The 22,117-nt window shown below is 66.3% G+C and carries 22 protein-coding genes; 19 read left to right on the top strand and 3 right to left on the bottom strand.

Annotated features, from left to right (window positions below; all coding sequences use genetic code 11):
* Positions 1-118: 118 nt before the first annotated feature.
* From FHR94_RS08780 to FHR94_RS08770, 3 genes are read left to right on the top strand one after another with little or no spacing between them, the layout of a single operon-like run.
* Complete coding sequence (locus FHR94_RS08780; protein WP_183325269.1) at positions 119-1,081, top strand: TAXI family TRAP transporter solute-binding subunit; 963 nt, start codon at positions 119-121, stop codon at positions 1,079-1,081.
* Positions 1,082-1,088: 7 nt separating this feature from the next.
* Complete coding sequence (locus tag FHR94_RS08775; protein WP_183325268.1) at positions 1,089-1,592, top strand: DUF1850 domain-containing protein; 504 nt, start codon at positions 1,089-1,091, stop codon at positions 1,590-1,592.
* Between the two features lie 60 nt (positions 1,593-1,652).
* Complete coding sequence (locus FHR94_RS08770) at positions 1,653-3,686, top strand: TRAP transporter permease (RefSeq protein ID WP_183325267.1); 2,034 nt, start codon at positions 1,653-1,655, stop codon at positions 3,684-3,686.
* Positions 3,687-3,720: 34 nt separating this feature from the next.
* Here FHR94_RS08770 and FHR94_RS08765 read toward each other — a convergent pair whose 3' ends face one another.
* A complete protein-coding gene (locus FHR94_RS08765; protein WP_183325266.1) occupies positions 3,721-4,332 on the bottom strand; it encodes a hypothetical protein in 612 nt (203 codons plus the stop codon).
* A gap of 231 nt (positions 4,333-4,563) precedes the next feature.
* Here FHR94_RS08765 and purE point away from each other — a divergent pair, with 231 nt between their 5' ends.
* From purE to FHR94_RS08715, 10 genes are all read left to right on the top strand, one after another.
* Complete coding sequence (gene purE / locus FHR94_RS08760) at positions 4,564-5,073, top strand: 5-(carboxyamino)imidazole ribonucleotide mutase (RefSeq protein WP_183325265.1); 510 nt, start codon at positions 4,564-4,566, stop codon at positions 5,071-5,073.
* A gap of 25 nt (positions 5,074-5,098) precedes the next feature.
* Entirely contained in the window at positions 5,099-6,214 is a 1,116-nt protein-coding gene (locus FHR94_RS08755; RefSeq protein ID WP_183325264.1) for a 5-(carboxyamino)imidazole ribonucleotide synthase, read from the top strand.
* 141 nt (positions 6,215-6,355) lie between these two features.
* A complete protein-coding gene (locus tag FHR94_RS08750; RefSeq protein ID WP_183325263.1) occupies positions 6,356-6,703 on the top strand; it encodes an NADH-quinone oxidoreductase subunit A in 348 nt (115 codons plus the stop codon).
* Positions 6,694-8,010 carry an NADH-quinone oxidoreductase subunit D-related protein gene (locus FHR94_RS08745; protein ID WP_183325262.1) on the top strand — a complete coding sequence of 439 codons (1,317 nt, stop codon included), beginning with the start codon at positions 6,694-6,696 and terminating at the stop codon, positions 8,008-8,010. Before FHR94_RS08750 ends, FHR94_RS08745 begins: the two co-directional genes overlap by 10 nt.
* Positions 8,007-8,933, top strand: coding sequence for an NADH-quinone oxidoreductase subunit H (locus tag FHR94_RS08740; RefSeq protein WP_183325261.1), 927 nt, complete (start codon positions 8,007-8,009; stop codon positions 8,931-8,933). The genes FHR94_RS08745 and FHR94_RS08740 overlap by 4 nt, the downstream gene beginning before the upstream one ends.
* Complete coding sequence (locus FHR94_RS08735; RefSeq protein ID WP_183325260.1) at positions 8,930-9,547, top strand: NADH-quinone oxidoreductase subunit J family protein; 618 nt, start codon at positions 8,930-8,932, stop codon at positions 9,545-9,547. The genes FHR94_RS08740 and FHR94_RS08735 overlap by 4 nt, the downstream gene beginning before the upstream one ends.
* Positions 9,548-9,578: 31 nt before the next feature.
* A complete protein-coding gene (gene nuoK / locus FHR94_RS08730; protein WP_183325259.1) occupies positions 9,579-9,884 on the top strand; it encodes an NADH-quinone oxidoreductase subunit NuoK in 306 nt (101 codons plus the stop codon).
* Positions 9,885-9,901: 17 nt separating this feature from the next.
* Positions 9,902-11,866, top strand: coding sequence for an NADH-quinone oxidoreductase subunit 5 family protein (locus FHR94_RS19625; RefSeq protein ID WP_183325258.1), 1,965 nt, complete (start codon positions 9,902-9,904; stop codon positions 11,864-11,866).
* Complete coding sequence (locus FHR94_RS08720; RefSeq protein WP_343064650.1) at positions 11,863-13,347, top strand: complex I subunit 4 family protein; 1,485 nt, start codon at positions 11,863-11,865, stop codon at positions 13,345-13,347. Before FHR94_RS19625 ends, FHR94_RS08720 begins: the two co-directional genes overlap by 4 nt.
* A complete protein-coding gene (locus FHR94_RS08715) occupies positions 13,347-14,753 on the top strand; it encodes an NADH-quinone oxidoreductase subunit N (protein ID WP_183325257.1) in 1,407 nt (468 codons plus the stop codon). Before FHR94_RS08720 ends, FHR94_RS08715 begins: the two co-directional genes overlap by 1 nt.
* Positions 14,754-14,859: 106 nt before the next feature.
* On the opposite strand, the gene FHR94_RS08710 is transcribed toward FHR94_RS08715, so the two are convergent.
* A complete protein-coding gene (locus FHR94_RS08710) occupies positions 14,860-15,585 on the bottom strand; it encodes a GntR family transcriptional regulator (RefSeq protein ID WP_183325256.1) in 726 nt (241 codons plus the stop codon).
* 221 nt (positions 15,586-15,806) lie between these two features.
* On the opposite strand from FHR94_RS08710, the gene FHR94_RS08705 reads away from it, so the two are divergent.
* Together FHR94_RS08705 and FHR94_RS08700 are read left to right on the top strand one after the other, a co-directional pair.
* Complete coding sequence (locus FHR94_RS08705) at positions 15,807-16,091, top strand: UxaA family hydrolase (protein ID WP_183325255.1); 285 nt, start codon at positions 15,807-15,809, stop codon at positions 16,089-16,091.
* 2 nt (positions 16,092-16,093) lie between these two features.
* Positions 16,094-17,263, top strand: a complete 1,170-nt coding sequence (locus FHR94_RS08700; RefSeq protein WP_183325254.1) for a UxaA family hydrolase — start codon at positions 16,094-16,096, stop codon at positions 17,261-17,263.
* 121 nt (positions 17,264-17,384) lie between these two features.
* Here FHR94_RS08700 and FHR94_RS08695 read toward each other — a convergent pair whose 3' ends face one another.
* Positions 17,385-18,413 carry a LacI family DNA-binding transcriptional regulator gene (locus FHR94_RS08695; RefSeq protein WP_183325253.1) on the bottom strand — a complete coding sequence of 343 codons (1,029 nt, stop codon included), beginning with the start codon at positions 18,411-18,413 and terminating at the stop codon, positions 17,385-17,387.
* Between the two features lie 257 nt (positions 18,414-18,670).
* Between FHR94_RS08695 and FHR94_RS08690 the strand changes: the two genes are divergently transcribed.
* Genes FHR94_RS08690 through FHR94_RS08675 form a run of 4 tightly spaced genes read left to right on the top strand, consistent with a single transcriptional unit; the run spans position 18,671 to position 21,977 of the window.
* A complete protein-coding gene (locus tag FHR94_RS08690) occupies positions 18,671-18,892 on the top strand; it encodes a hypothetical protein (protein WP_183325252.1) in 222 nt (73 codons plus the stop codon).
* Positions 18,893-18,938: 46 nt separating this feature from the next.
* Positions 18,939-20,123: a TRAP transporter substrate-binding protein gene (locus tag FHR94_RS08685; protein ID WP_183325251.1), complete on the top strand. Its 1,185-nt coding sequence runs from the start codon at positions 18,939-18,941 to the stop codon at positions 20,121-20,123.
* Positions 20,095-20,658: a TRAP transporter small permease gene (locus FHR94_RS08680; protein WP_183325250.1), complete on the top strand. Its 564-nt coding sequence runs from the start codon at positions 20,095-20,097 to the stop codon at positions 20,656-20,658. The genes FHR94_RS08685 and FHR94_RS08680 overlap by 29 nt, the downstream gene beginning before the upstream one ends.
* A gap of 11 nt (positions 20,659-20,669) precedes the next feature.
* A complete protein-coding gene (locus FHR94_RS08675) occupies positions 20,670-21,977 on the top strand; it encodes a TRAP transporter large permease (RefSeq protein WP_183325249.1) in 1,308 nt (435 codons plus the stop codon).
* The last annotated feature ends 140 nt before the right edge of the window (positions 21,978-22,117 follow it).

The following is a 22,117-nucleotide window of genomic DNA, read 5'->3' as shown; positions in this document are numbered from 1 at the left end:
AAATCGTCCGGTTGGGCGCTCACGCGGGGAAGTGCTAGCGTTCAGACAGGCGTTCGAGACGAGCGCCGTGTCCCACCATCCATCATGACGGGTTCCAGAACCGGAACGGAGGAATGACATGCGCGTTCTCAGCTATGCCCTGGCGGCATCCCTGCTGGTGGGGGCCCCCGCGGCCATTGCCCAGCAGCAGCTCTCCATTGCCACCGGCGGCACCGGCGGCACCTACTACCCTTACGGTGGCGGCATCGCCGAGCTGATCAACAACCAGCTCGAGGGCCATGAGGCCGTGGCCGAGGTGACCGGTGCCTCGGTGGAGAACATGGGGCTGATCTATCGCGGCGATTCCGATCTGGCCATCGCCCTGGCCGATACCGTCAACCAGGCCTATACCGGGACCGGCGACTTCGAGGGTCGTCAGGTCGAGGATGTCCGGGCGCTTGCCTCTCTCTACCCCAACGCCGTGCAGATCGTGACCCTGGCCGATTCCGGCATCGAATCGCTGTCCGACCTGAAAGGCAAGACCGTCTCCGTGGGCGCCCCGGGCAGCGGTACCGAGCTCAACGCCCGCGCCGTGCTGGAGGCCAACGGCATCACCTATGACGATATCGAGGCGCGCCGCCTCAACTTCAACGAGACCGCCGATGCCATCCGCGACGGCGATATCGACGCCGGCTTCTGGAGCGTGGGGCCACCCACCAGCTCGATCCTCAATCTGGCCACTACCCGCGATATCCGACTGATCGGTCTCACCGACGAGGAAGTGGCCAATGCCAAGGGCGAGTCCGACGTGTTCGCCCGCTACACCCTGCGCGAGGGCATCTACGAGGGGGTCGAGGCGCCGGTGCAGACCCTCGGCATTCCCAACGTGCTGACCGTGAACGCCGCCATGGACGAGCAGCTCGCCTATGACATCACCAAGCTGCTCTTCGAGCAGACCGGCAAGCTGATCGCCATTCATCCGGCGGCCAACGACACCACCGTCGAGTTCAGCGTCGAGGCCACCCCCATTGCCTTCCACCCCGGGGCCCTGCGCTACTACGAGGAGGTGGGCGCCGAGATCGCCGACCACCAGCGGCCGTGAACGCCCTATGTCGTCCTCACGCCTGACATCGGGGCGGGCCTTGCTGCCCGCCCTGCTGTCTTGTCTGGCCCTGGTCCCTGCCATGGCCGGGGCGGCGACCCACCTCGAGGTGCTGGCCGATGACGGCGAGGTGCTGGTACGCCAGCCGATGCCCGAGGGAGAGGGCTGGTGCCTGGCCTGGAACCATTCGGTGGCAGGCTTCCCGGTGCTGGACTGCTATCGCCATCGTCGCGGCCACATGGTGCTGGTGCGCAGCCATCAGCCCGATTTCGCCGCCGGGCTCGGCCACGTGCCGGGGCGCGGCCGGCAGACCTCCGATGGCCGGGGCGGCTACTGGATCGAGGACATCGACGAGCCGGTGCCCGGCGACCGTTACCGGCTGCGGGTGGGCTCGCTCGAGGTCGACCACCGCCTGGTCACCGCGACGCGCAAGGTCAGCCTTAGCCGGCTGGCCGCCCACGAGCCGGTGACGATCCGCCTGCACGACGAGCCTGCTGTCGCCTCACCCTGACGCCCCGGGCGTGCGGGGCGACACTAGCCGTGCCGATACGAACCGAGCGAGGCAAACGCAATGAGCGAATCGGGACCCGCCGCCGTCATTCCCGGTAGCCAGGCCAACCACTCACGGCCGATCCGCTGGCTGATCACCCTGGTAGCGGTGGGACTGTCACTGTTCCAGCTCTATTCGGCCGGCATCCAGCCGCTGGGCCTCTTCTACCAGCGCAGCATCCACCTGATGCTGATCATGATGCTGGCCTTCCTGATGTTTCCGTTGCTGGGGCCGAAGCATGATCGCGGGCCCTTTAGCGGCCTGGTCGATGCCGTCTTCCTCGTCGGGGCCCTGATCACCGGCGGCTACCTAGTGCTCTTCCTCGACGAGATCATCAACCGTGCCGGCTTCTGGAACCAGACCGACATCGTGGTGGGCTGCATCGCCACCGTCACCGTGCTGGAGGCGGCACGTCGGGCGGTGGGGCTGGGCATGACCCTCATCGGCCTGCTGGCCATCCTCTACGCCTTCGCCGGCCCCCGCGGCGAGCTGCCGTGGCTGGGGCAGTTCCTGCCCGGCATCATGGGGCATCGCGGCTACGGCCTGGAGCGCCTGGTCGGCCAGCTCTACCTGGGGCAGGAGGGCATCTTCGGCCTGCCCATGGGCGTGGCCGCCACCTACATCTTCATCTTCGTGCTGTTCGGGGCTTTCCTGGAGATCACCGGCGCCGGCCGATTCTTCATCGACCTGGCCTATGCCGCCACCGGCCGCCAGCGCGGCGGGCCGGCCAAGGCGGCGGTGCTGGCCTCGGCGGGCATGGGCTCGATCTCCGGCAGCGCCATCGCCAACGTGGTAACCACCGGGGCCTTCACCATCCCGCTGATGAAGCGCCTGGGCTACAAGCCCCATCAGGCCGGGGGCATCGAGGCGGCGGCCTCCACCGGCGGTCAGATCATGCCGCCGCTGATGGGCGCCGGGGCCTTCCTGATCGCCGAGTACACCCGGATGCCCTACCTCGAGGTCGTCAAGGTGAGCATCCTGCCGGCGATCATGTACTTCGCCACCGTCTACCTCTTCGTGCATATCATCGCGCTGAAGCAGGGCATGCAGGGCATGGCGCGCTCGGAACTGCCCCAGATGCGCGACGTGATGGGGGCCGGCTGGCACTTCCTGCTGCCACTGCTGGTGCTGGTGTGGCTGCTGGTGATGAACATGTCGCCGATGCGGGTCGGCTACTACGCCATCCTCACCATGCTGGCCGTGGCGGTGCTGCGCTTCGCGGTGTGGTTTCTGTTCATCGCACCGCGCGAGGGGCAGAGGGTGACCGGGGAGACCCTGCGCGAGGCGCTGAGGGTCGGGCTGGTCAAACTGGTCGGCGGCCTGGAACTGGGGGCGCGCAATGCCGTGGCCGTCTCCATGGCCTGTGCCGTGGCCGGCGTGATCGTCGGCGTGGTGGGCCTGACCGGGCTGGGGCTGAAGTTTTCCTCCATGATGATGGCCTTCTCTGGCGGCAACCTGCTGCTGGCGCTGGTGATGGTGCTGCTGGCCAGCCTGGTGCTGGGCATGGGCCTGCCGGTCACCGCCAGCTACATCGTGCTGATCGTGCTGGTGGGGCCGGCACTGACGGCCGAGTTCGGCGTGCCGCTGCTGATCGCCCACCTGGTGGTGTTCTGGTACTCCCAGGACTCCAACGTCACGCCGCCCATCGCCCTGGCCGGCTTCGCCGGCGCGGCGATCGCCGGGTCCAAGCCCATGGATACTGGGTTCCAGGCCTGGAAGTTCGCCAAGGGGCTCTATCTGATCCCGCTGTTCATGGTCTACAACCCGGAGATCATCATGGGCGGGCCGTTGCCGGTGCTGATATGGACCGCCTTCATCGGCTTCCTGGCCCTGGGCGCCTTCGCCGCGGCCTTGGAGGGGTATTTGTTCACCCGAATGTCCTGGCCGGTGCGCCTGGTGCTGCTGCCAGCCATCGTCGCGGCCTTCTATCCCGACCTGCGGATAGAAGTCGCCGGCGCCGGGGTGATGGCGCTGGCGCTGGCCGGCAACTGGCTGGCCGCTCGGCGCGGTAGGCAAGGGGGATGGCGGGAAGGGAGCGGGAACCGGGAACGGTAGGCGGCGGCCCCCGCGGGCCACCGCATGGTCTGGATCACTGCTGGGTCGAAGCTTCGGCCTCCGTATCGGCTTCGGCGTCCATCTCGCCGGCTGGCTGCTCGGTGGTCTCCTCGGTCTCCTCGACGGCTTCCTCGGTGGTCTCCGCGGCCTCGTCTGCGGTCTGCTCCGTGGCGTTCATGGCCTCGCTCACCGCCTCCTGGGTGCCTTCCATGAGTTCACCGGCCGCCTTCTGGGTGGCCTCCACGGCGTCGCCGACCATGTCCTCGGCGGCTTCCATGGCGCCGGCGGTCTCGCTGGCCGCGTCCTCAGCGGTGTCCTCGGTGGCCTGGGCAGCCTCATCCGTGGTCTGTTCGGCGGCGTTCATGGCCTCGGTCGTCTCGTCGGCAGTCTCATCTCCGGCGGCCTCCATGGTGTCCGCACTTTCGCTTGCCGTCTCCTCGGCGGCATTCATGGTCTCGTCGGTGGCTTCCTCGCCGGTGGCCTCCATGGCCTCGGTCGCCTCATCGGCGGTCTCGGCTGCCGTGTCGGCGCCCTGCTGCATCTCCTGCTCGGCTTCGGCAGCCGGTTCGCTGTCGTTGCCGTCGTCACACCCGACGAGCATCAGGGTGCCGGTCAAGGCGGCGATCATGATCAGGGGGCGTTTCATGGGCAGTCTCCTCTGCTGGGCTCAGGGTGGTCGTGGTCCTTTCGACCGACTCACTTCGACCATAGCACCCAATCTAGCACATGGGGTGAAACCCGCTGTCGCGGTGCCGCGACGCGCGGTGGCCAGGAGAGGTAGCTCGGGCGAGGCTCTGCTAGAATGCCTGATCCGTTTCTTTACCTGCCCGGCGACGGCATCGTCGGCGGCGTCATTGTTCGTTTCCGAGGAGTCCAGATGTCTTCCACGAGCGCTTCGCCACGCGTCGGCGTGATCATGGGATCGAAGTCCGACTGGCCGGTCATGGAGCATGCCGTGACCATGCTCGAGCGGCTGGGGGTCCCCTGCGAGACCCGCGTGGTCTCGGCCCACCGCACCCCCGATCTGCTGTTCGACTATGCCAAGTCTGCCGCCGAGCGCGGCCTTCAGGTGATCATCGCCGGCGCCGGTGGGGCGGCCCACCTGCCGGGTATGGTGGCCTCCCAGACGGTGCTGCCGGTGCTGGGCGTACCGGTGGAGTCTAAGGCCCTCAAGGGACTGGATTCGCTGCTGTCCATCGTGCAGATGCCCGGCGGCATCGCCGTGGGCACCCTGGCCATCGGCAAGGCCGGGGCGACCAATGCGGGCCTGCTGGCGGCCCAGATCGTCGGGCTGCAGGACGCGTCCGTGCGCACCGCCGTGGAGGCCTTCCGCGCCGAGCAGACCCGTACCGTGCTCGACAACCCCGACCCGCGTCCCCAGCCTTGATCGAGAGACGAGTGAGGAGCCAACCATGAACATCGGCGTACTGGGAGCCGGCCAGCTGGGCCGGATGCTGGCGCTGGCGGGCTATCCGCTGGCCAACCGCTTCACCTTCCTCGATACCACCGGCCATCCCAGCGCCGGGATCGGCGAGGTGATGATCGACACCGACCGAAAGCATCTCGAGACCTTTCTCGAGAAGGTCGACCTGGTCACCTACGAGTTCGAGCACCTGCCGGTGGCGCTGGTCCAGGCCATCGAGGAGGTCAGGCCGGTGTACCCCTCCAGCGAGGCGATCCGGATCTGCCAGAACCGCGCCGAGGAGAAAGCGCTGTTCGACCGCCTAGGCATCCCCACCCCGGCCTATCGCTTGGTGGAACATGCCGACGAACTCGAGGCCGCGGCGCGCGAACTGGGCTGCCCGGTGGTGGCCAAGTCGGTCACCGAGGGCTATGACGGCAAGGGACAGGCGGTATTGCGCGACCCTGGCGAGGCGGCCGAGGCCTGGCATGCGATCAACCACCCGCGGCTGGTTGTCGAGGCCTTCGTCGACTTCGTGCGTGAGGTCTCGATCATCGCCGTGCGTGGCCGTAATGGTGAGATCGCCTTCTATCCCATGACCGAGAACCAGCACGTCGACGGCATCCTGCGCTACTCCGTGGCGCCGATACCGGACCTGGACGAGGCGGTCCAGCAGACCGCCGATGGCTACATCCGGACGCTGCTCGACGAGCTCGACTACGTGGGGGTGCTGACCCTGGAGCTGTTCCAGACCCGCGACGGCGGCCTGCTGGCCAACGAGATGGCGCCCCGGGTGCACAATTCCGGCCACTGGTCGATTGACGGCGCCGTGACCAGCCAGTTCGAGAATCATCTGCGGGCCATCCAGGGTCTGCCGCTGGGTGACACCGCGGCACGGCTGCCGACCTGCATGGTCAACATCATCGGCTGCGAGGGCGATCCGGCGAAGCTGCTCGAGATCGAGGACGCCCACCTGCACCGCTACGACAAGAGTGAGCGAGCCGGTCGCAAGCTCGGCCACGTCAACCTGGTGGCACCGACCCACGAGGCGCTGCTGGAGAAGGTCCGGGCCTGCGCGGCGCTGCTCCCCGAGGCTCCGGCGCCGCGCTTCAGCTTCGAGGATTGACGGCCACGAGCCATTGGAAGGCCGGCCATTTGGATTCGCTTCGGGCACCCCCCCCCAGCGTCGCTCTGCTAGGGTTGTTGAAAGGCAACTGCTGGTTCGGCCGGAAGGCGGCCGAACACGCCGACGACGCTGGGGGGATGCATGGAATTGCTCGTACTCTTCGTCATCCTGATCCTGAGCCTCGCCGCCGGCCTGCTGCTGCAGTGGTGGCCTGGACGCCATCACCCCATGCCCACCTACCCGCAACGCGCGCCCTTCCTGGGCGGCGGCCTGCCGGATACCCATGCCTGGAGCCGCTTTCACGTCCGCTATTATCCCATGGCCCTGCTGCTCATCGCCTTCGAGATGGAGATGATGTTCATGTACCCCTGGGCGGTGGTCTATGTGGCGCAGGGCATGAAGGCGGTGATGGAGATGGGCATGTTCCTGGCCATCCTGTCCGTGGGCATCCTCTATGGCTGGCGTGAGGGGGTCTTCAGATGGCAGTGAGCTGGCTGGCGCGCCTGGCAGCCCGCGCCCCCGTACCGGTGTTTCCCGCCTTGGGGATGCGGGGCGAGGAGGCCCTTTACCGGCTGGCGCTGAGCCCCGACATCAAGCGGGTGGACTCTCCGCGCCATGCCTCGCTGCTGCTGGTGGCTGGCGGGGTGCCCCCGTCCATGCAACAAGCGTTGCGGCGTGTCCACGATCAGCTTCCCGCGCCCTTTACCACGCTCTGGTACCGCAGTGCGCCGCTGGTGGAGTTGCCTCAGGCGGCGGTGACGACGGTAGATTCTCTGGACGCGCTGCCCGGGGCGCTGGTGGAAAGCCATGGCAGGCTACTGAGAAACACCGTCGGCCGCTCGCCCCGTCTGTTGCCGGACGCGCCGCCCCATCCCTGGCAGGGCCTGGGGGACGACGGCCATGGCGGCGAGGGCATGATGGGCGGTGTACCCTACGGGCGCCCCATGGCCATGCCGCCCACGGCGGATCTACGCGATGGCCTGGCCCTCGACATCCTGACCTTTCGCCTGGGGCCCTTCTTCCCCCTCTGGCCCCCGGGGTTCGAGGCCGAGGTGACCCTGCAGGGGGATATCATCCAGCAGTTTTCCGTCCGGTCGTCGCCCTTTCCCCGTGCCCTGGCGCCCGTGTTCCACGAGGCTCGGGAACGGCCCGTCGCCATCGCCGTACTGGAACGGGCACGGGCGCGCCACCATCTGCAGGCGCTCTTTCATGCCCTGCATCTGGCCGGCCTGGAGGATCTGGCCCGGCACGCGCTGCGCCTGGCCGATACGTGTCCTTCAGGGGACATCGTCCTGCTCGCCAAGTGGTTCACGGCCTTCGAGCGGCGCTTGAGACGCCGGGGATTCTTCGTCCTGCATCTGCCGAAGTGCGGAGCACTCCGCAAGAAGCAGGCCGAGAGCCAAGGGGGATTCGCCGCCCGGGCCGCGGGGATCGAGCGGGATGTGCGCGCCGAGGACGACGGGTATCGCCGCCTGGCCTTTTCCATGATGACCCAGCAAGCCGGCGATACCCGCGCGCGCTGGCGCCAGCGGCTGGCGGAAATCGCCCAGTCGTTCGACCTCGCTGCCCGGGCGCAACGCGACGACATGCATACCGCCCAGACCGACGCGGTGGAGACCCCGCGCGGTGCCTGGCACGACACGCGGCCCAAGGACACGAGCCACCTGCTGGAAGATTTGCTACCCGGGCTCGAGTGGGGCGAGGCCCTGGCGACCCTCGCCAGCCTGGAGCTGGCGGCGCTCTCTCCCTGGCCCCGCGAGGAGCCGGCGGAAACGCCAGAGGAGGGCGCCGCGTGATCCTCGATCAGCTCGTCTGGCCGCTGACGTGGGTACTGGCCGCCCTCGTGCTGGGTCCCTATCTGCTGGCGGTGCTGGATGGCCTGGTGGCACGAAGCCTTGGCCCGACGCGAGGGCCAGGCATCTGGCTCGCGCCCCTGAGTCGGGGGGCCTGGTGGCTGATTCAGCATACCAACGTCACCGAGGCCCCGGACGGGCGGGCCTGGCGGCTCGCCCCGGCGCTCTACCTGGCCCTGGCCGCCGGTGGCCTGGCCCTGGTGCCCTGGTCGCGAACCTGGGTCGCCACGGATATCGCCACCAGCCTGGTGCTGTGGGGCAGCATCGAGGCGCTGGCCACGGTGGTGATCTTTCTGCAGGGCTGGTCAGCCAATACTCACCTGACCCTGGTTGGCGCCTACCGTTACGTGGCCCTGGGGCTTTCCTACATCCTGATCAGCATGTTCGTGCTGATCGGCGTGGCGTTGCCTGCGGAGTCCCTGGCGCTCACCCAGGTGATCACCTCCCAGCAGGAGCTGTGGAATGTGCTGCGCCAGCCCCTGGGCTTGCCGCTGTTTCTGATCGTCGGTCTCGCCATCACCTTTCGCGGCCCCTTCAATCTGGCGGATTCCACGGACCTGGCCGGCGGCACCAGCGCGGATGTCTCCGGTGCCCAGCGGCTGGTCTGGGAGTTCGCCCGGAGCGCCATGCTGGTGGCCTTCAGCGGTATCGCGACCACGGCCTTTCTCGGCGGTTGGCTGGGCCCCTGGCTGCCCGGGCCACTCTGGGTGGCGTTCAAGATGCTGGCGGTACTGGCGCTGCTGGCCTGGCTGGGGCCCGCCTTCGCCAGGATCACCCCGGAGCGCTGCGTCAGCCTGATGTGGGTGGTGCTGCTGCCGCTCGCCTTCGTCGATCTGATCTGGGCCGGCGTGGAGGCGCTGTTATGAACTTTCCCCTGGCCGTGGATATCGCCTTTATCCTGCTGGCGCTGTTCGCCGTCTACACGGGCTGGCGGGTGTTTCGCACCGACTCCATGGTGCGGGCCTCCTTCTTCCTGCTGCTCTCCTTCATCGCCGTGGGGGCGATCATGCTGCTGCTGTCCGCCATGTATCTGGGGGTGGCCATGTTCTTCATGATGGGCGTCGAGATGATGGTCATGGCGCTGTTCATGGTGATGTTCATGATGAATCCGGCGGGGCTCAACCCGATGATGATGGTGCATCAGCACAGGCTCGCCATCGGCGCAGGGATCGCCAGCTTTGTCATCGTGGCGGCCATGGCGCTTCTGGCTCGGTTTCCCCACCGGCCACTGCCCGCAGACCTGCAAGCGGTCCCGTCTCTGGGTAACGAACTGCTCGGGGAGTCCATGCTGATCTTCGAATCCGTCGGGGTAGTGCTCTTGGCGACCATGATCGGGGTGGTGGTGCTGTCGAGCCAACGCGGGCGCTACGGCAATGCGGGGGAGGGCTCGATGCCCCCGGGGCTCGAACCCGGCGGCGAGCCGGCGGGCATGCCGGCAAAGGACGACGAGGAAGGCGGTGGGCATCACCACTGTCATTGAGCGAGCTCGGATCGAGATAAGGAGAGAGGGGATGACACTCACCACGGTATTGCTGTTGGCGGCGGCACTGATCGGGATCGGCATCTACGGGGCGCTCTCCCAGCAGTCCTTCGTGATGCTGATGATGGGGCTCGAGCTGATCCTCAACGGGGTGATGCTCGCCGCCGTGGGTTTCTGGGCGATGAGCGGTGCCGGCGCCCCGGAAGGGCAGCTGCTGACCATCGTGGTGATGGCGGTGATGGCCATCGAGATGGCCATGGGCTTCGCCCTGGTGGTGGCGGTCTATCGGGGCAAGCAGGCGGATGTGACCGAGGCCATCGCTGATCTCAGACACTGATACCGGGATCGGTCATCATGCTATGGATGGTGCCACTGCTGCCGATGCTCGCCGCGCCGCTGATCTACGTCAGTGGGCGTCGCGGCGGACGAGCGGGGCCTGGCTCGCTAGCCCTTCTGAGTGTGGCGGCCGTGCTGGTGCTGGCCGTCCTGGCCATCGGTCATGACTGGCGGGGAACGTACGCGCTCAATACGCTGCTGGTCCTGCGGCTGGGCTTGACGCCGCTGAGCGGCATCGTCGCCCTGGCGGTACCGCTGATCGCGCTGCCCATCCTGCTGTTCGCGGCGGCGCATGAACGCCCGCCCCTGGGACGACTGCTGGCGATCATGGTGGTCTTCGTGGGGGCCATGGAGCTGCTGGTGTTGGCGGAGGATCTGCTGACCCTGCTGGTGGGGTGGGAGCTGATCGGCGCCTGTTCCTGGGCGTTGATTTCCTCTCACTGGCAGGACTCACGCGCTCCCGGGGAGGCCATCCAGGCCTTTATCGTTACCCGCTTCGGTGATCTGGGGCTCTATATCGCTGCGGGGGCGGTGTTCGCCGGAAGCCAGGGGCTGGGTTACCCGCAACTCTCCGGGCTCGATAACGGCCTGATGCAGGTGGCGGCGGCGGGCATCCTGCTGGCTGCCGCGGCCAAGTCGGCCCAGCTACCGTTCTCCGCCTGGCTGTTCGCCGCCATGGCCGGGCCGGTGCCGGTATCGGCCCTGCTGCACGCGGCGACCCTGGTGGCGGCGGGTTTCTATCTGCTGGCACGCCTGCAGCCCTTGCTCACCGACGTGGTCTGGCTGATGCCGGCCATCGTCACCATCGGTTTGAGTACCGCCCTGGCCGGGGGGCTGGTCGCCATCGCCCAGGGCCATGCCAAGAAGCTGCTGGCCGCCTCCACCTCGGCGCAGTACGGGTTGATGTGGGTCGCGGTAGGGAGCGGCTATCCGGGAGTGGCGCTCCTGCATTTCCTGGCCCATGGCGTCTTCAAGGCCGGGCTCTTTCTGGTCACCGGGGTCGCCGAGCGTCAGACGGGAAGCTATCGGCTGGTGGAGATGCGCCTGGGGAGCCGGTTGCCGGGCCTGGCGCTGCTCAGCGCCATCCTCGCGCTGGCCCTGGCGGGGCTCGCCCCCCTGGGAGCCGCCTGGACCAAGGAACAGATCGTCTCCGTCGCCTATGAGGTGTCGCTGTGGCTGGCCTTGGGGGTGGCCCTGGCCGGGGGGCTGAGCGCGCTCTACGCGACCCGTTTCCAGCTCGCCATGTTCGGTCGCTCCCGTCGGCGCGAACTGGGGCCGCCGCGCATCCACTGGGCCGAACGCCTGGCGGTGGGGGGGCTGGCCGGTGTGACCCTGGTGCTGTCCGTGCTCTGGTGGCCCGAGGCGCAGTCCTGGCTGAGAGGGCGCCTGGGGCTGGCGCATGTCGACAGCCATGTCGGGTTGCTCGTCCTGTCCCTGGCCCTGGTGATGCTGGGCATCGCCCTGGGCTGGGGGCTGACGCGATGGGGCCAAGCGCCGAGGTGGGCGTGGCTCGCGGCCCGCTGGTGGGGGCTGGTGCCCCTGACCCGTGATATCGGCACGGCCGTGGTGAGGCTAGGCACCAGCCTGGCGCGCTTCGATGGCGAGGTGCTGGAAGCGGCCACCCACGCCTTGGCGGCACGGGCGAGACGCACCGCCCAGGGGCTCGCGCGGGGCGACGACGAACTGGAAGCGGGCACCCACGCCCTGGCGGCGCGGACGAGATGCGTCGCCCTGGGGCTGGCGCGGGGCGACGACGAACTGCTCGATGCCGGCGTGCGCGGGCGCGACAACGCGGCCTCCTGGGAGGACGAACGGCACCGAGCGCTGACGCGCTGGCTGCCGGGGTCCCTGAGCGGCCTGATCGGACAGGCCGGGCACTGGGCCCGCCAGGCTCAGACCGGCCAGTCCCATCATTACTACGCTGCTATCGCCATCGGCTTCGCCCTTGTCCTGATCATCCTGCTGCTGGGAGACCCGTCGTGATACTCACCCTCGCCTGGCTACTCCCCCTGCTGGGGGCCGTATCATTGATGATCGCCCCACAGTGGGGTGAGACGCAGGCGCGAGGGTTCGGCATGCTTGTCGCGGCCCTTTCCCTGGCCATGCTGGTCTGGGCCTGGATCGGGTTCGACCCTGCCGGCCCCCTGTTCCAGCATGTGCTGGACGTCCCCTGGGTGCCTTCCATCGGCGTGGGCTATCGGGTCGGGGTGGATGGCATCGCCCTGGTGGTGGCGACCATGAGCGCCCTGCTATTTTTGGCGGCCATCGCCTATCCGGTGGATACCCAGGGGCAACCGCGTCAGTACTATGCCTGGCTGCTGTTTCTGATGGCTACCTCCCTGGCGCTCTTCGTGGTGCTGGACCTGCTGCTGTTCTACGTCTTCTTCGATCTCAGCCTGGTGGGCATGTATTTCCTGATCGGGCGCTGGGGCCATGGCCAGCCACAACTGTCCGCCTTGACGTTCTTTCTCTACACCTTCGCCGGCTCCCTGGCGCTGTTGCTGGCGATCATCGGTCTTTATCTGTCGCTGGAGTCGCCGAGTTTCGACATGCGTCAGATCATCGCGCAACAACCCCTGGCCGGAGACGGCCTCTACGCCGGGCTGGTGTTTCTGGGCTTGATGCTGGGTCTGGCGATCAAGACGCCGCTGGTGCCGTTGCATACCTGGCTGCCCCAGGCCCACGTGGATGCCCCCGGGCCCGCCTCGGCGATTCTTGCCGGGGTGCTATTGAAGATGGGCACCTACGGCATGATACGCCTGCCGCTGGCGATGCTGCCGGCGACCTTCGCCCGCTATGCCCCGGTGGTGGCCATCCTCGCCCTGGTGGCGATTCTCTACGGCGCACTGGTGGCTCTGGGCCAGCGCAATCTCAAGCGTCGCATCGCCTATACCTCGATCAACCACATGGGCTATACGGTGCTGGGCATCGCCGTGGCGGCAAGCGTCAGCGACAACCTGGCGGCCAAGCAGCTGGCGCTGACCGGGGCCACGGTGGAAATGGTCGCCCACGGCCTGATCACCGGGGCGCTGTTCCTGATCTGTGGCAGCTTCTGGCAGCGTACCGGCGAATACGACCTGGCGTACTACGGCGGCCTGGCCCATCAGGCGCCGCTGTTGACCGGCCTCACGGTGCTGGTCGCCTTTGCCAGCTTCGGCATGCCGGGGCTGGCCGGCTTCGTCGCCGAATTCCAGATCTTCGCCGGCACCTTCGCCGTCTATCCCTGGCTCGCCGTGTTCGGGGTGCTGGGCATCCTGATCACCGCCGGCCTCTTCCTGGATTTCCTGCGCCAGCTATTCTTCGGCCGCTTGCCGGCCCATCTCGGTCGTTTCGCCGAACTGAGTCGTGTCGAGGCGATGGTGCTGGGCGTGCTGGGGCTCGCCGTCGTGATCATCGGTGTGTATCCACGCTTCCTGCTCGAGGTGATCGATGGCGCCAGTACCCTGCTGATCGGAGGTCGCTGATGCCCCTCGGTGACCTGCTGCCGGAACTCGTCCTCTTGCTGGGGGCCGTGGTCATCGTGCTGTTCGCGGCCTTCGCCCCGCAGCGCCGGCAAGCGGGGGCCGTGTGGCTGGCCCTGCTGGCCTTGGTCGTGGCGATGGGGCTCGGTGCCCGACAGTGGGGCCTGCCTCCCAGGCTGACCTTCGCCGGGGTCTGGGCGCTGGATGACGTGGCCATCGCCGCCAAGCTGTTGATCCTGGCGAGCGGCGCCCTGGTGGTCGCCCTGTCGCCGGACTGGATGCGCAGCGACCGGCGTCACGGCGAGTATTACGCACTCTGCCTGTTCTCGCTGCTGGGCATGATCATGATGGCCTCCGCCCATGACGCCATGGAACTGGTGGTGGGGGTGCTGTTGTCCTCCGCGGCGAGCTACCCGCTGGCGGCCTATCATCGCGGCTTTCCTCCGGCCCTGGAAGCGGCGATGAAGTACTTCCTGATCGGTGCTCTGGCCAATGCGCTGCTGGTGATCGGGGTGGTGATCCTGTTCGGCCTAGTGGGGGACACGGACTACGCCAGGGCCTCGGACGTCTTCCAGACAGGCGTGGATCCCCTTGCCTTGAGTGTGGCGGTGGCCTGCATCGTCATGGGGCTGACCTACAAGCTCGGCGCGGTGCCGGCCCATGCCTGGATGCCGGACGTGGCCCAGGGCGCGCCGGCGCCCATCGCGGCTCTGCTGACCGTGGCACCGAAGATCGGCGCGGCGGTGGCGCTGGCGCGCTTCGTCTCCCTGCTGCCCGACAGCCAGGCCTGGCCGGTCATCGTGGCGCTGATCTCGGTGGCCACCATGACGCTCGGTAACCTGGCGGCGCTCCGGCAAACGGATCTCCGGCGGCTGCTGGGCTGGTCCAGCGTCTCCCAGTCCGGCTACGCGCTGATGGCCATCGTCGTGGTGGGGAGTGGTGTGGCCGCCTTGCCGGCCCTGCTGGCCTTTCTCGTCGCCTATGCTGTGGCGAATCTTCTGGCCTTCGCCGTGGTCACCCACCTGCGTGGCCGCACCGAGCTCGCGCACTATCATGGCCTGGCCCGACGACAACCGCTGGTGACCGCCGCTTTGATCGTGGCGCTGCTGTCCCTGGTGGGCATTCCGCCGCTGGTGGGGTTCTTCGGCAAGTTCCTGCTCTTCGAGGTGACCATCGCGGCAGGCTACGCCTGGCTCGCCGTGGTGGCCGCCTTCAATACCCTGGTGTCGCTCTACTATTACCTGCGGGTGATCGCGGTGCTCATGTTCAAGGCGCCGCAAGGCGAGGTGCAGGTGCTGGGGCGCTGGTCCGAGATGGTGCTGTTGGGTACCTTCCTGCTGCTGATCCTGGTCAGCCTGGGGTTCGAGTTCTTGCAGGCGGTGCTGGCGCCCATCGCCCTGGCCGGATAGCGCCTCGGCAACCCAAGCGCTACCGCCGTCCGCGATGGCAGGCCTTCAAGGTGTTTCTGCGGGCCAGTGGCGAGCATCCGCCGATGCCCGCCTGCGCCGTGTTTTTCTATAACTGGTTCAAGTAGCAGTGGTGCTGGGTCTCACATCGAGAAACGCGATATTCCAGCGGGTTGCCTTGGAGGTCCTTGGCGATGCGGCGAATCTCGAGCAAAGGCATACCGGGACTAACGCTAAGATACCTTTGGTCTTGCGGACCAGCCGCAACGGCGAAGAGCCGTTCCTCGGCCTGGGCCACGCTCTGCCCGAAACGCTGCTGGTAGAGCTGGTAGAGGGTATTGGGCAGGGGCTCGGGCTCCCGTTCTAGTCCGGCAAACCTTATCGCCGAGACGACCAGGTCCTCGAGCAGGGCAGGGCGGTCATCCAGTTCGCGGACCCGGCGGATATGGACCACTTCCTCACCCGCTGCCAGCCCCAGTACGCTGGCTTCCTCGCTTCTCGCCGCCCGGCGTTGCCGGATGAGCACACGCGAGATCGGCAGGCTTCGCTCGCCATTCAGTCCTACCAGATGAAAGAACTGGAACAAAGAACGGTCAGTGTCATGGGTGGCCACCACCGTCCCCTTTCCCTGGTAACGAATCACCACGTTCTCATGGGCCAGCGCATCCAGCGCCTTGCGCAAGGTGCCCACGCTGACCCCGTACTCCTTCGACAGGGCGGATTCGCTGGGAATGAAGGTGCCGGGAGGCCAGTCCCCCGACACGATCCGTGTCAGCAGCGCTTCCTTGATCTGCTGGTAGAGCGGGCGATAGCTCGGTGTCAGCTGATGTTCCATGTCTCGTGTCCTTCGGGTCGATGCCGGTGCGGCGCTCACTCCGTTCGAGCGCCATGGCCCTTTGGTGATGATAGCAAAAAAACATGTAGAAGACTTGACGGTCCTATATCATATGTCATATACATGAATTGAGGGTTTGCAGTATCCGGTTCACCGCGGCTTTGTCCTCAGGCTGGAATCGAGACAACGCCAATCAACCTCCCAGGTGGAGAGGAGACATCATGAGTATCGACTTCGTAGTACATGAAGCCGACGACAGCGTCGGCGTCGCGGTGGTCGAGGGAATTCAGGCCGGTCAGGAGCTGACCGGTTGGGTCATGCAGGAGAATCAAACCATCACCTGCCAGGTGAGCGATCCCATTCCCATCGGTCACAAGCTGGCGATCCGCGACCTGGCGGAGGGTGACGCCGTCATGAAGTACAACGTCGATATCGGCCGCGTGATCAAGCCCATCAAGAAAGGTGAGCACCTGCACGTCCATAACGTCAAAACTAAGAGGTGGTAAAAATGGAAATCAAGAGTCGCAAGTTTCTGGGCTATCGTCGCGAAAATGGCCGTGTGGGGGTGCGAAACCACGTCATCGTGTTGCCGGTCGACGACATTTCCAACGCCGCCGCCGAGGCCGTCGCCAATAACATCAAGGGTACCCTGGCATTGCCGCACGCCTATGGCCGGTTGCAGTTCGGCGCCGATCTGGATCTGCACTTTCGCACCTTGATCGGGATCGGTAGTAATCCCAACGTTGCTGCGGTGATTGTGATTGGTATCGAGCCGGGCTGGACTAACAAGGTCGTCGACGGCATCAAGGCCACCGGCAAGCCCGTCGAAGGCTTCTGGATAGAGCAGAACGGGGATCACAACACCATCTGTGCCGCCTCCAAGAAAGCCCGCGAGTACGTGCAGCATGCCAGTGAGCTTCAGCGCGAGGAGTGTGACGTCGACGAACTGTGGGTCTCCACCAAGTGTGGCGAGTCCGATACTACCTCGGGTCTGGCCTCCTGCCCGACGACGGGTAACGCCTTCGACAAGCTTTACGATGCAGGCTGTACGCTGGTATTCGGCGAGACCTCGGAGCTGACCGGGGGCGAGCATCTCGTCGCCGAGCGCTGTGCCACCCCAGAGGTGCGCGAGCAGTTCCAGGCGATGTTCGACGGCTACAGCGCCATGATCGACCGCCACAAGACCAGCGACCTGTCCGAGTCTCAGCCGACCAAGGGCAACATCGAGGGCGGCCTGACCACCATCGAGGAGAAGGCGCTGGGCAACATCCAGAAGATCGGTAAGCGCTGTCAGGTGGATGGGGTGTTGGACAAGGCCGAGACACCGGACAAGCCGGGGCTGTGGTTCATGGACTCCTCGTCAGCCGCCGCTGAGATGGTCACCCTGTGTGCCGCCGCGGGTTACGTGGTGCACTTCTTCCCCACCGGCCAGGGCAATGTGATCGGCAACCCGATCCTGCCAGTCATCAAGATCTGCGCTAATCCACGCACCATGCGTACCATGAGCGAACACATCGATGTCGATGTCACTCATATCCTCAGGCGTGAAATGGATATGAGTCAGGCGGGTGATGCATTGTTGGAAATGATGCTGCGTACCGCCAATGGTCGCCACACGGCGGCCGAGGCGCTGGGGCATCGTGAGTTTGCGATGACGCGTCTCTACGAAAGCGCCTGATACAACATGGCCACGATGCCTCCACTGCCGGTGGGGGCGTCGCCGTGTGTGATCCAGGAGCCGCAGCGGCCAGATGATAGACCTGTCGCTGTGGGGGGACCCTCGCCGGCGGGCCGAGGCGCTAGTCGGTCATCGGCGCGGGGCCGGTCGACTCCCGTAGCTCCAGGGGTGCGTCCAGCAACCGGCGGTGGGGTAGGGTCTCGCCGCCGATGCGCGCGATCAGGTCATCGGCCACCCATCGGCCGATTGCGCTCGCCGGCACGGCGACCGTGGTCAACGGCGGCGACATGAAGCATGCCTGGGGCAGGTCGTCGAAACCGGTGATCGAGAGCTGCTCGGGGACACGCACCCCCGCCCGCTGGGCGGCCAGCATGACCCCGAAGGCGAGGGTGTCGTTGCCGCAGAGGATCGCCGTGGGTGGTTCGTCCAGGCCCATCAGGGTATCGAAGGCCTGGACTCCTTCGGCGATGCCATAGTTCACCGTGACGATGCGCTCCGGTAGCAGGGGATAGCCCGCTGCCTCGGCTGCCTGGCGAAAGCCCTCCAGCCGGGCTCGTGCCCGGTCGTTGCCCACGGTGGGGGCACTGACCACCGCGAGTCGTCGATGGCCCAGCACCAATAGGTGTTCCACCAGGCGACGCGCCGGGACAGCATTATCGAAGCCGATGCAGGGCCAGTCGGGGTCGTCTTCGCTGTGCCAGCAGGACAGGAAGGGCAGCTGACGCCGCGTGAGCAGAGCCTGGACCGCGGGGCGGTGGTCGTGGCCGATCAACACCACGCCATCGACCCCCTGCTGGACCAGGGTGCGCAGGGCCTGCAGTTCGTCGTCTAGGTCGTAGCGATAGGTGGCGATCAACAGCCGGCAATCATGGCGCTTGAGGCGCTGCTCCAGGCTGTCGATCATGGTGCCGAAGATGGGGTTGTCCAGAGTCGGGACCAGGGCCCCGATGGCACCGGTACGTCGGGAGGCCAGCGCCCGGGCGGTGCCGTCGGGTACATAGCCGAGCCGGTCAATGGCGGCCTCGACGCGCTTGCGCAGCCGTTCGCTGACATGGGGGGCCCGATTAAGGACCCGCGAGACCGAGGCCGTCGAGACCCCGGCCTCCCGGGCCACGTCCTCCAGCAGCGTGCGTTGCATTTCCTTGCTCATGGGCTCTCTGGCCTCCTTGAGTGGCCTCTCATCCGCGCCATGAGGATACCCTCATCATGCGGGGTAGATTTTTTCTGGACAACTCATGTATAGGAGTCTAGCTTGGAGTCATAGGGTTGTAAGCGCTTACAAAATGCTCCTTGTCAGTATAGCCCCCTTGGGGGATCGGCAAACGAGGCGCCGCACCCTTGGGCCGGTCGAGGCGCACGGGGCCTTACCGGGCAAACGACAATAATACACCGCGGGAGCCACCCAAGATGTCGGATTCACCACGCAAGGCAAGCGGGACCCTGGACGGCCTGATGTGGCTGGCCCTGGGCCTGTTCGCTCTCTTCTTCCTCAACGTCGCCGTGCAACGCTTCTGGCCGGGGGTGTACGACATCGCTCCGGCCCTGGAAGCAGCACTGCTGGTGGTTGCGACCGCCTGTTTCATCTCCGGGTGTCTCAGGCTCGAATCGCGACAGTCCTCCACGCCATGACCGAGGGTCTGGCCGAGCTTCAACAACAATCATGAGGAGCACGCTGATGTCACCCTTCAAGAATCCCTTCACTCGTGTCCCCGGGGCCGCCGCCGAGCCTCAGCAGCCGGAGCGTCGGCAGTTCATGGGCGCCGTAGCCCGCTACGGTTTCAGCGCCGCGGTGATCGGCGCGGTCGGCGGCACCCTGTTCTCGGAGCGAGCCATGGCCCAGACCTCCCAGGAGGAGCGCGCACGCGCCGCCGCCGCCGAGACCACCCTGACGCTGGCCACTGGCTATACCCTGGGGGCCTCCCGGGCCTATCCGATCATGCAGCTCAACTTCAAGGAGAACCTGCAGAACTTCACCGGCGGCCGGCTCTACGTCAAGCTGGCACCCGGCGGACAGCTTGGCGCTGGCGGGGACCTGGTGAGCAAGGTGCAGAACGGCACCATCGCCATAGCGCAGCATTCCATCTCCAACCTTTCACCGTTCGCCCCCGAAGTCGACCTGATCAACATCCCCTACTGGTGCGGCGATAACCAACGCCTGGTCAACCTGGTGACTTCCCGGAGCTGGCGCGATGTGGTCCACCACAAGGTGGAGGAGCGTGGCTTCAAGGTGCTGAACTACGTCTGCATCGACCCGCGTACCGTGGCGGTGCGTAATGGCCTGCTCGACGGCCCGGTGCGGACCCCCGAGGACATCGCCGGTATCAAGTTCCGGGTGCCGTCCTCGGAGATCCTGCAGAAGGTCTATCGCTTGGCCGGCGCCAACCCCACACCGGTGGCCTGGGGCGAGACCACCTCGGCGATTCAGCAGGGCGTCGCCGATGCCCTAGATCCCAGTGTTCAGGCGTTGCTGGTGTTCGGCTTCACCGACATCCTGGCCAGCATCTCCACCATCCAGTCGGTCCCCGACGCCCAGGTCTATACCTGCAACAAGAAATGGTTCGATGCCCAGCCCGCCGCGATCCAGGAAGGCATCCTCCAAGCCGCCGATGTCACCTTCCGCGAGAACCTGGCCAAGGTGCCGGCGGCGCGGGCCTATGCCTACCATCAGATGCGCCAGGCCGGGGTCGAGATCTATGCGCCCACCGAGGACGAACTCGCCCAGTGGAAGGCACGCTGCGGCCACCAGCTGTCGGCTTGGGACGATACCAAGCGCGAGCTGGCCGGCTCCCTGGAGGTATTCGACGAACTGCTGGCCGCTACGGAGGTGTCTAATGGCTACTACGTCGACAACAACGCCTAAGAAGGATGCCTGGCATGCCTTCCGCCTGCGTTGCGATCGCATTGATCGCAAGAGCGAGCGGTGGCTGCTGCTGACCTTCTATGCGCTGATCATCCTGACGGTCGCCATCGAGGTCATCCGCCGCTTTGTGCTGGACTACTCGTCGGTGTGGGGCGAGGAGCTGGCGCGCTATGCCTTCATCTACCTGGCCTGGATCGCCGCCGCGGCGGCGGTCCGTGACCGCGCCCATATCCGCATCGACGTGCTGGTCAATCTCGGCGGTCCGCGGATAAAGCGCCTGGCCTGGTGGCTCTCGGACATCGCCACCCTGGTGCTGGCGGTATGGGCGCTGTGGCTGTCGGTCTCGCCGGTGCTGACGTCACTGGAGTTCGGCTCGGTGACCCCGGGGCTGCGTGTGTCCCAGGCTGTATTTCTGATGGCGATCCCCATCGGTTTCCTGCTTGTAGCGTCCCGAGTGTTACAGACGATGCTGGCGGACATCCGTCGCATGCGGCGCGGTGAACCGCCCTTCGATGGCCACAAGTTGTTCGACTGAGGAGGTCTGCTATGGAATTCATGACGATTGGGCAGGCCACCGCGGATCTGGGGTGGACCTTCTATGGGCCCCTGTTGGCCCTGGTCGGGCTGATCGTGCTGGGGGTGCCGATCTGGGTGGCCATTGGCCTGGGCTCCCTGGGCATGCTGACGATGACCGAGACGTTGCCGTTGTCGGTGTTCGGTGAGTCGCTGTTCGAGGGCATCAATGCCTTCGCACTGATCGCCGTGCCACTGTTCATCCTCACCGGGGATGCGCTAGTGCGCTCGGGACTCTCGGACAAGCTGCTCGATGTGGCCGAGGCCAGCGTCGGCGGCATGCGCACCGGACTCGGTAGCTCCACAACCCTCGGCTGCGGCTTCTTCGCCTGCATCTCGGGTTCCGACGCCGCCGGCGCGGCGGCGGTGGGACGCATGACCATCCATCGTCTGGTGGAGCGGGGCTACCCCTTGCCGGCGGCCTGTGCCCTGGTGGCCTCCGGCGCCTGTACCGGCATCCTGATCCCGCCCTCGATCGCCTACATCGTGATGGGGCTGGTACTGGGCATGTCGGTCTCGACCCTGTTTCTGGCCGCCGCCATCCCCGGGGTGCTGGTGATGCTTTCGGTGATGATCACCAATGTGGTGCTCAACCGTCTGTATGGCTTCGAGGGCGATCGGGCGCGCTTTTCCTGGCGCCGCTGGGGAGCCACGGTATGGGATGCCCGCTGGGCACTGTTCGTGCCGGTGGTGATCCTCGGCGGCATCTATTCAGGGCTCTTTACCCCGACCGAGGCCGCCTCGGTGGCCGTCGTGGTGGTCGTGCTGATCGGCCTTCACCAGAAACGCCTGACCCTCAGCGATATTCCGCGGATGCTGGAATCCTCGGCACGGGTGTGTGGCGTCATCGTGCCGATCATCGCCGTGTCGTTGCCCCTGGCCCAGACGCTGGCCAGCCTGGATATCCCCCAGACCCTGGTCGGCGGCATCGGCGAACTGACCGACTCCCCGGCGGTGATTATCCTGCTGATGATCGGCATCCTGGTCCTGGCGGGTTGCGTCATGGAGACCACGCCCAACATCGTGATCTTGTCCCCTTTGCTGCTGCCGGTGGCCCTCCAGGCGGGGATGAACGAATTCCATTTCGCGATCCTGATGGTGACCACCCTGGGCCTGGGCTTCATCACGCCACCGCTCGGTCTCAACCTGTTCGTGGTCTCGGGGCTGACGCGCTGCTCGGTATTGGCTATCGCCCGTTATGCCTTCCCCTTCGTGCTGGGCATGTTGCTGGTGGTGCTGCTGATTGCCTTCGTGCCCTGGCTATCGACCTGGTGGCTATAGGCCCTGAGGAGGAACGCATGAGTCAAGAACCTAGATCGGTTATTAAGTCGAAATTGTAAGCGCTTACATAAGCGAAATGCAGAGCTTTACGCAATCCCCGGGGCGAAAGGTGGGGTGTCGCAGCCAATGTTTCGCGACAC

Origin of the sequence: Halomonas cerina (genome assembly GCF_014192215.1) — a bacterium.
In the GTDB taxonomy this organism is placed as follows: Bacteria; Pseudomonadota; Gammaproteobacteria; order Pseudomonadales; family Halomonadaceae; genus Halomonas; species Halomonas cerina.
The sequence above is the reverse complement of the archived record's forward strand: the minus strand, read 5'-3'. Positions and strand labels throughout refer to the sequence as shown.

Coding starts and splice junctions, on each gene's coding strand:
- FHR94_RS08780 (WP_183325269.1), top strand. CDS start 119: ATGCGCGTTCTCAGCTATGCCCTGGCGGCATCCCTGCTGGTGGGGGCC.
- FHR94_RS08775 (WP_183325268.1), top strand. CDS start 1,089: ATGTCGTCCTCACGCCTGACATCGGGGCGGGCCTTGCTGCCCGCCCTG.
- FHR94_RS08770 (WP_183325267.1), top strand. CDS start 1,653: ATGAGCGAATCGGGACCCGCCGCCGTCATTCCCGGTAGCCAGGCCAAC.
- FHR94_RS08765 (WP_183325266.1), bottom strand. CDS start 4,332: ATGAAACGCCCCCTGATCATGATCGCCGCCTTGACCGGCACCCTGATG.
- purE (WP_183325265.1), top strand. CDS start 4,564: ATGTCTTCCACGAGCGCTTCGCCACGCGTCGGCGTGATCATGGGATCG.
- FHR94_RS08755 (WP_183325264.1), top strand. CDS start 5,099: ATGAACATCGGCGTACTGGGAGCCGGCCAGCTGGGCCGGATGCTGGCG.
- FHR94_RS08750 (WP_183325263.1), top strand. CDS start 6,356: ATGGAATTGCTCGTACTCTTCGTCATCCTGATCCTGAGCCTCGCCGCC.
- FHR94_RS08745 (WP_183325262.1), top strand. CDS start 6,694: ATGGCAGTGAGCTGGCTGGCGCGCCTGGCAGCCCGCGCCCCCGTACCG.
- FHR94_RS08735 (WP_183325260.1), top strand. CDS start 8,930: ATGAACTTTCCCCTGGCCGTGGATATCGCCTTTATCCTGCTGGCGCTG.
- nuoK (WP_183325259.1), top strand. CDS start 9,579: ATGACACTCACCACGGTATTGCTGTTGGCGGCGGCACTGATCGGGATC.
- FHR94_RS19625 (WP_183325258.1), top strand. CDS start 9,902: ATGCTATGGATGGTGCCACTGCTGCCGATGCTCGCCGCGCCGCTGATC.
- FHR94_RS08715 (WP_183325257.1), top strand. CDS start 13,347: ATGCCCCTCGGTGACCTGCTGCCGGAACTCGTCCTCTTGCTGGGGGCC.
- FHR94_RS08710 (WP_183325256.1), bottom strand. CDS start 15,585: ATGGAACATCAGCTGACACCGAGCTATCGCCCGCTCTACCAGCAGATC.
- FHR94_RS08705 (WP_183325255.1), top strand. CDS start 15,807: ATGAGTATCGACTTCGTAGTACATGAAGCCGACGACAGCGTCGGCGTC.
- FHR94_RS08700 (WP_183325254.1), top strand. CDS start 16,094: ATGGAAATCAAGAGTCGCAAGTTTCTGGGCTATCGTCGCGAAAATGGC.
- FHR94_RS08695 (WP_183325253.1), bottom strand. CDS start 18,413: ATGAGCAAGGAAATGCAACGCACGCTGCTGGAGGACGTGGCCCGGGAG.
- FHR94_RS08690 (WP_183325252.1), top strand. CDS start 18,671: ATGTCGGATTCACCACGCAAGGCAAGCGGGACCCTGGACGGCCTGATG.
- FHR94_RS08685 (WP_183325251.1), top strand. CDS start 18,939: ATGTCACCCTTCAAGAATCCCTTCACTCGTGTCCCCGGGGCCGCCGCC.
- FHR94_RS08680 (WP_183325250.1), top strand. CDS start 20,095: ATGGCTACTACGTCGACAACAACGCCTAAGAAGGATGCCTGGCATGCC.
- FHR94_RS08675 (WP_183325249.1), top strand. CDS start 20,670: ATGGAATTCATGACGATTGGGCAGGCCACCGCGGATCTGGGGTGGACC.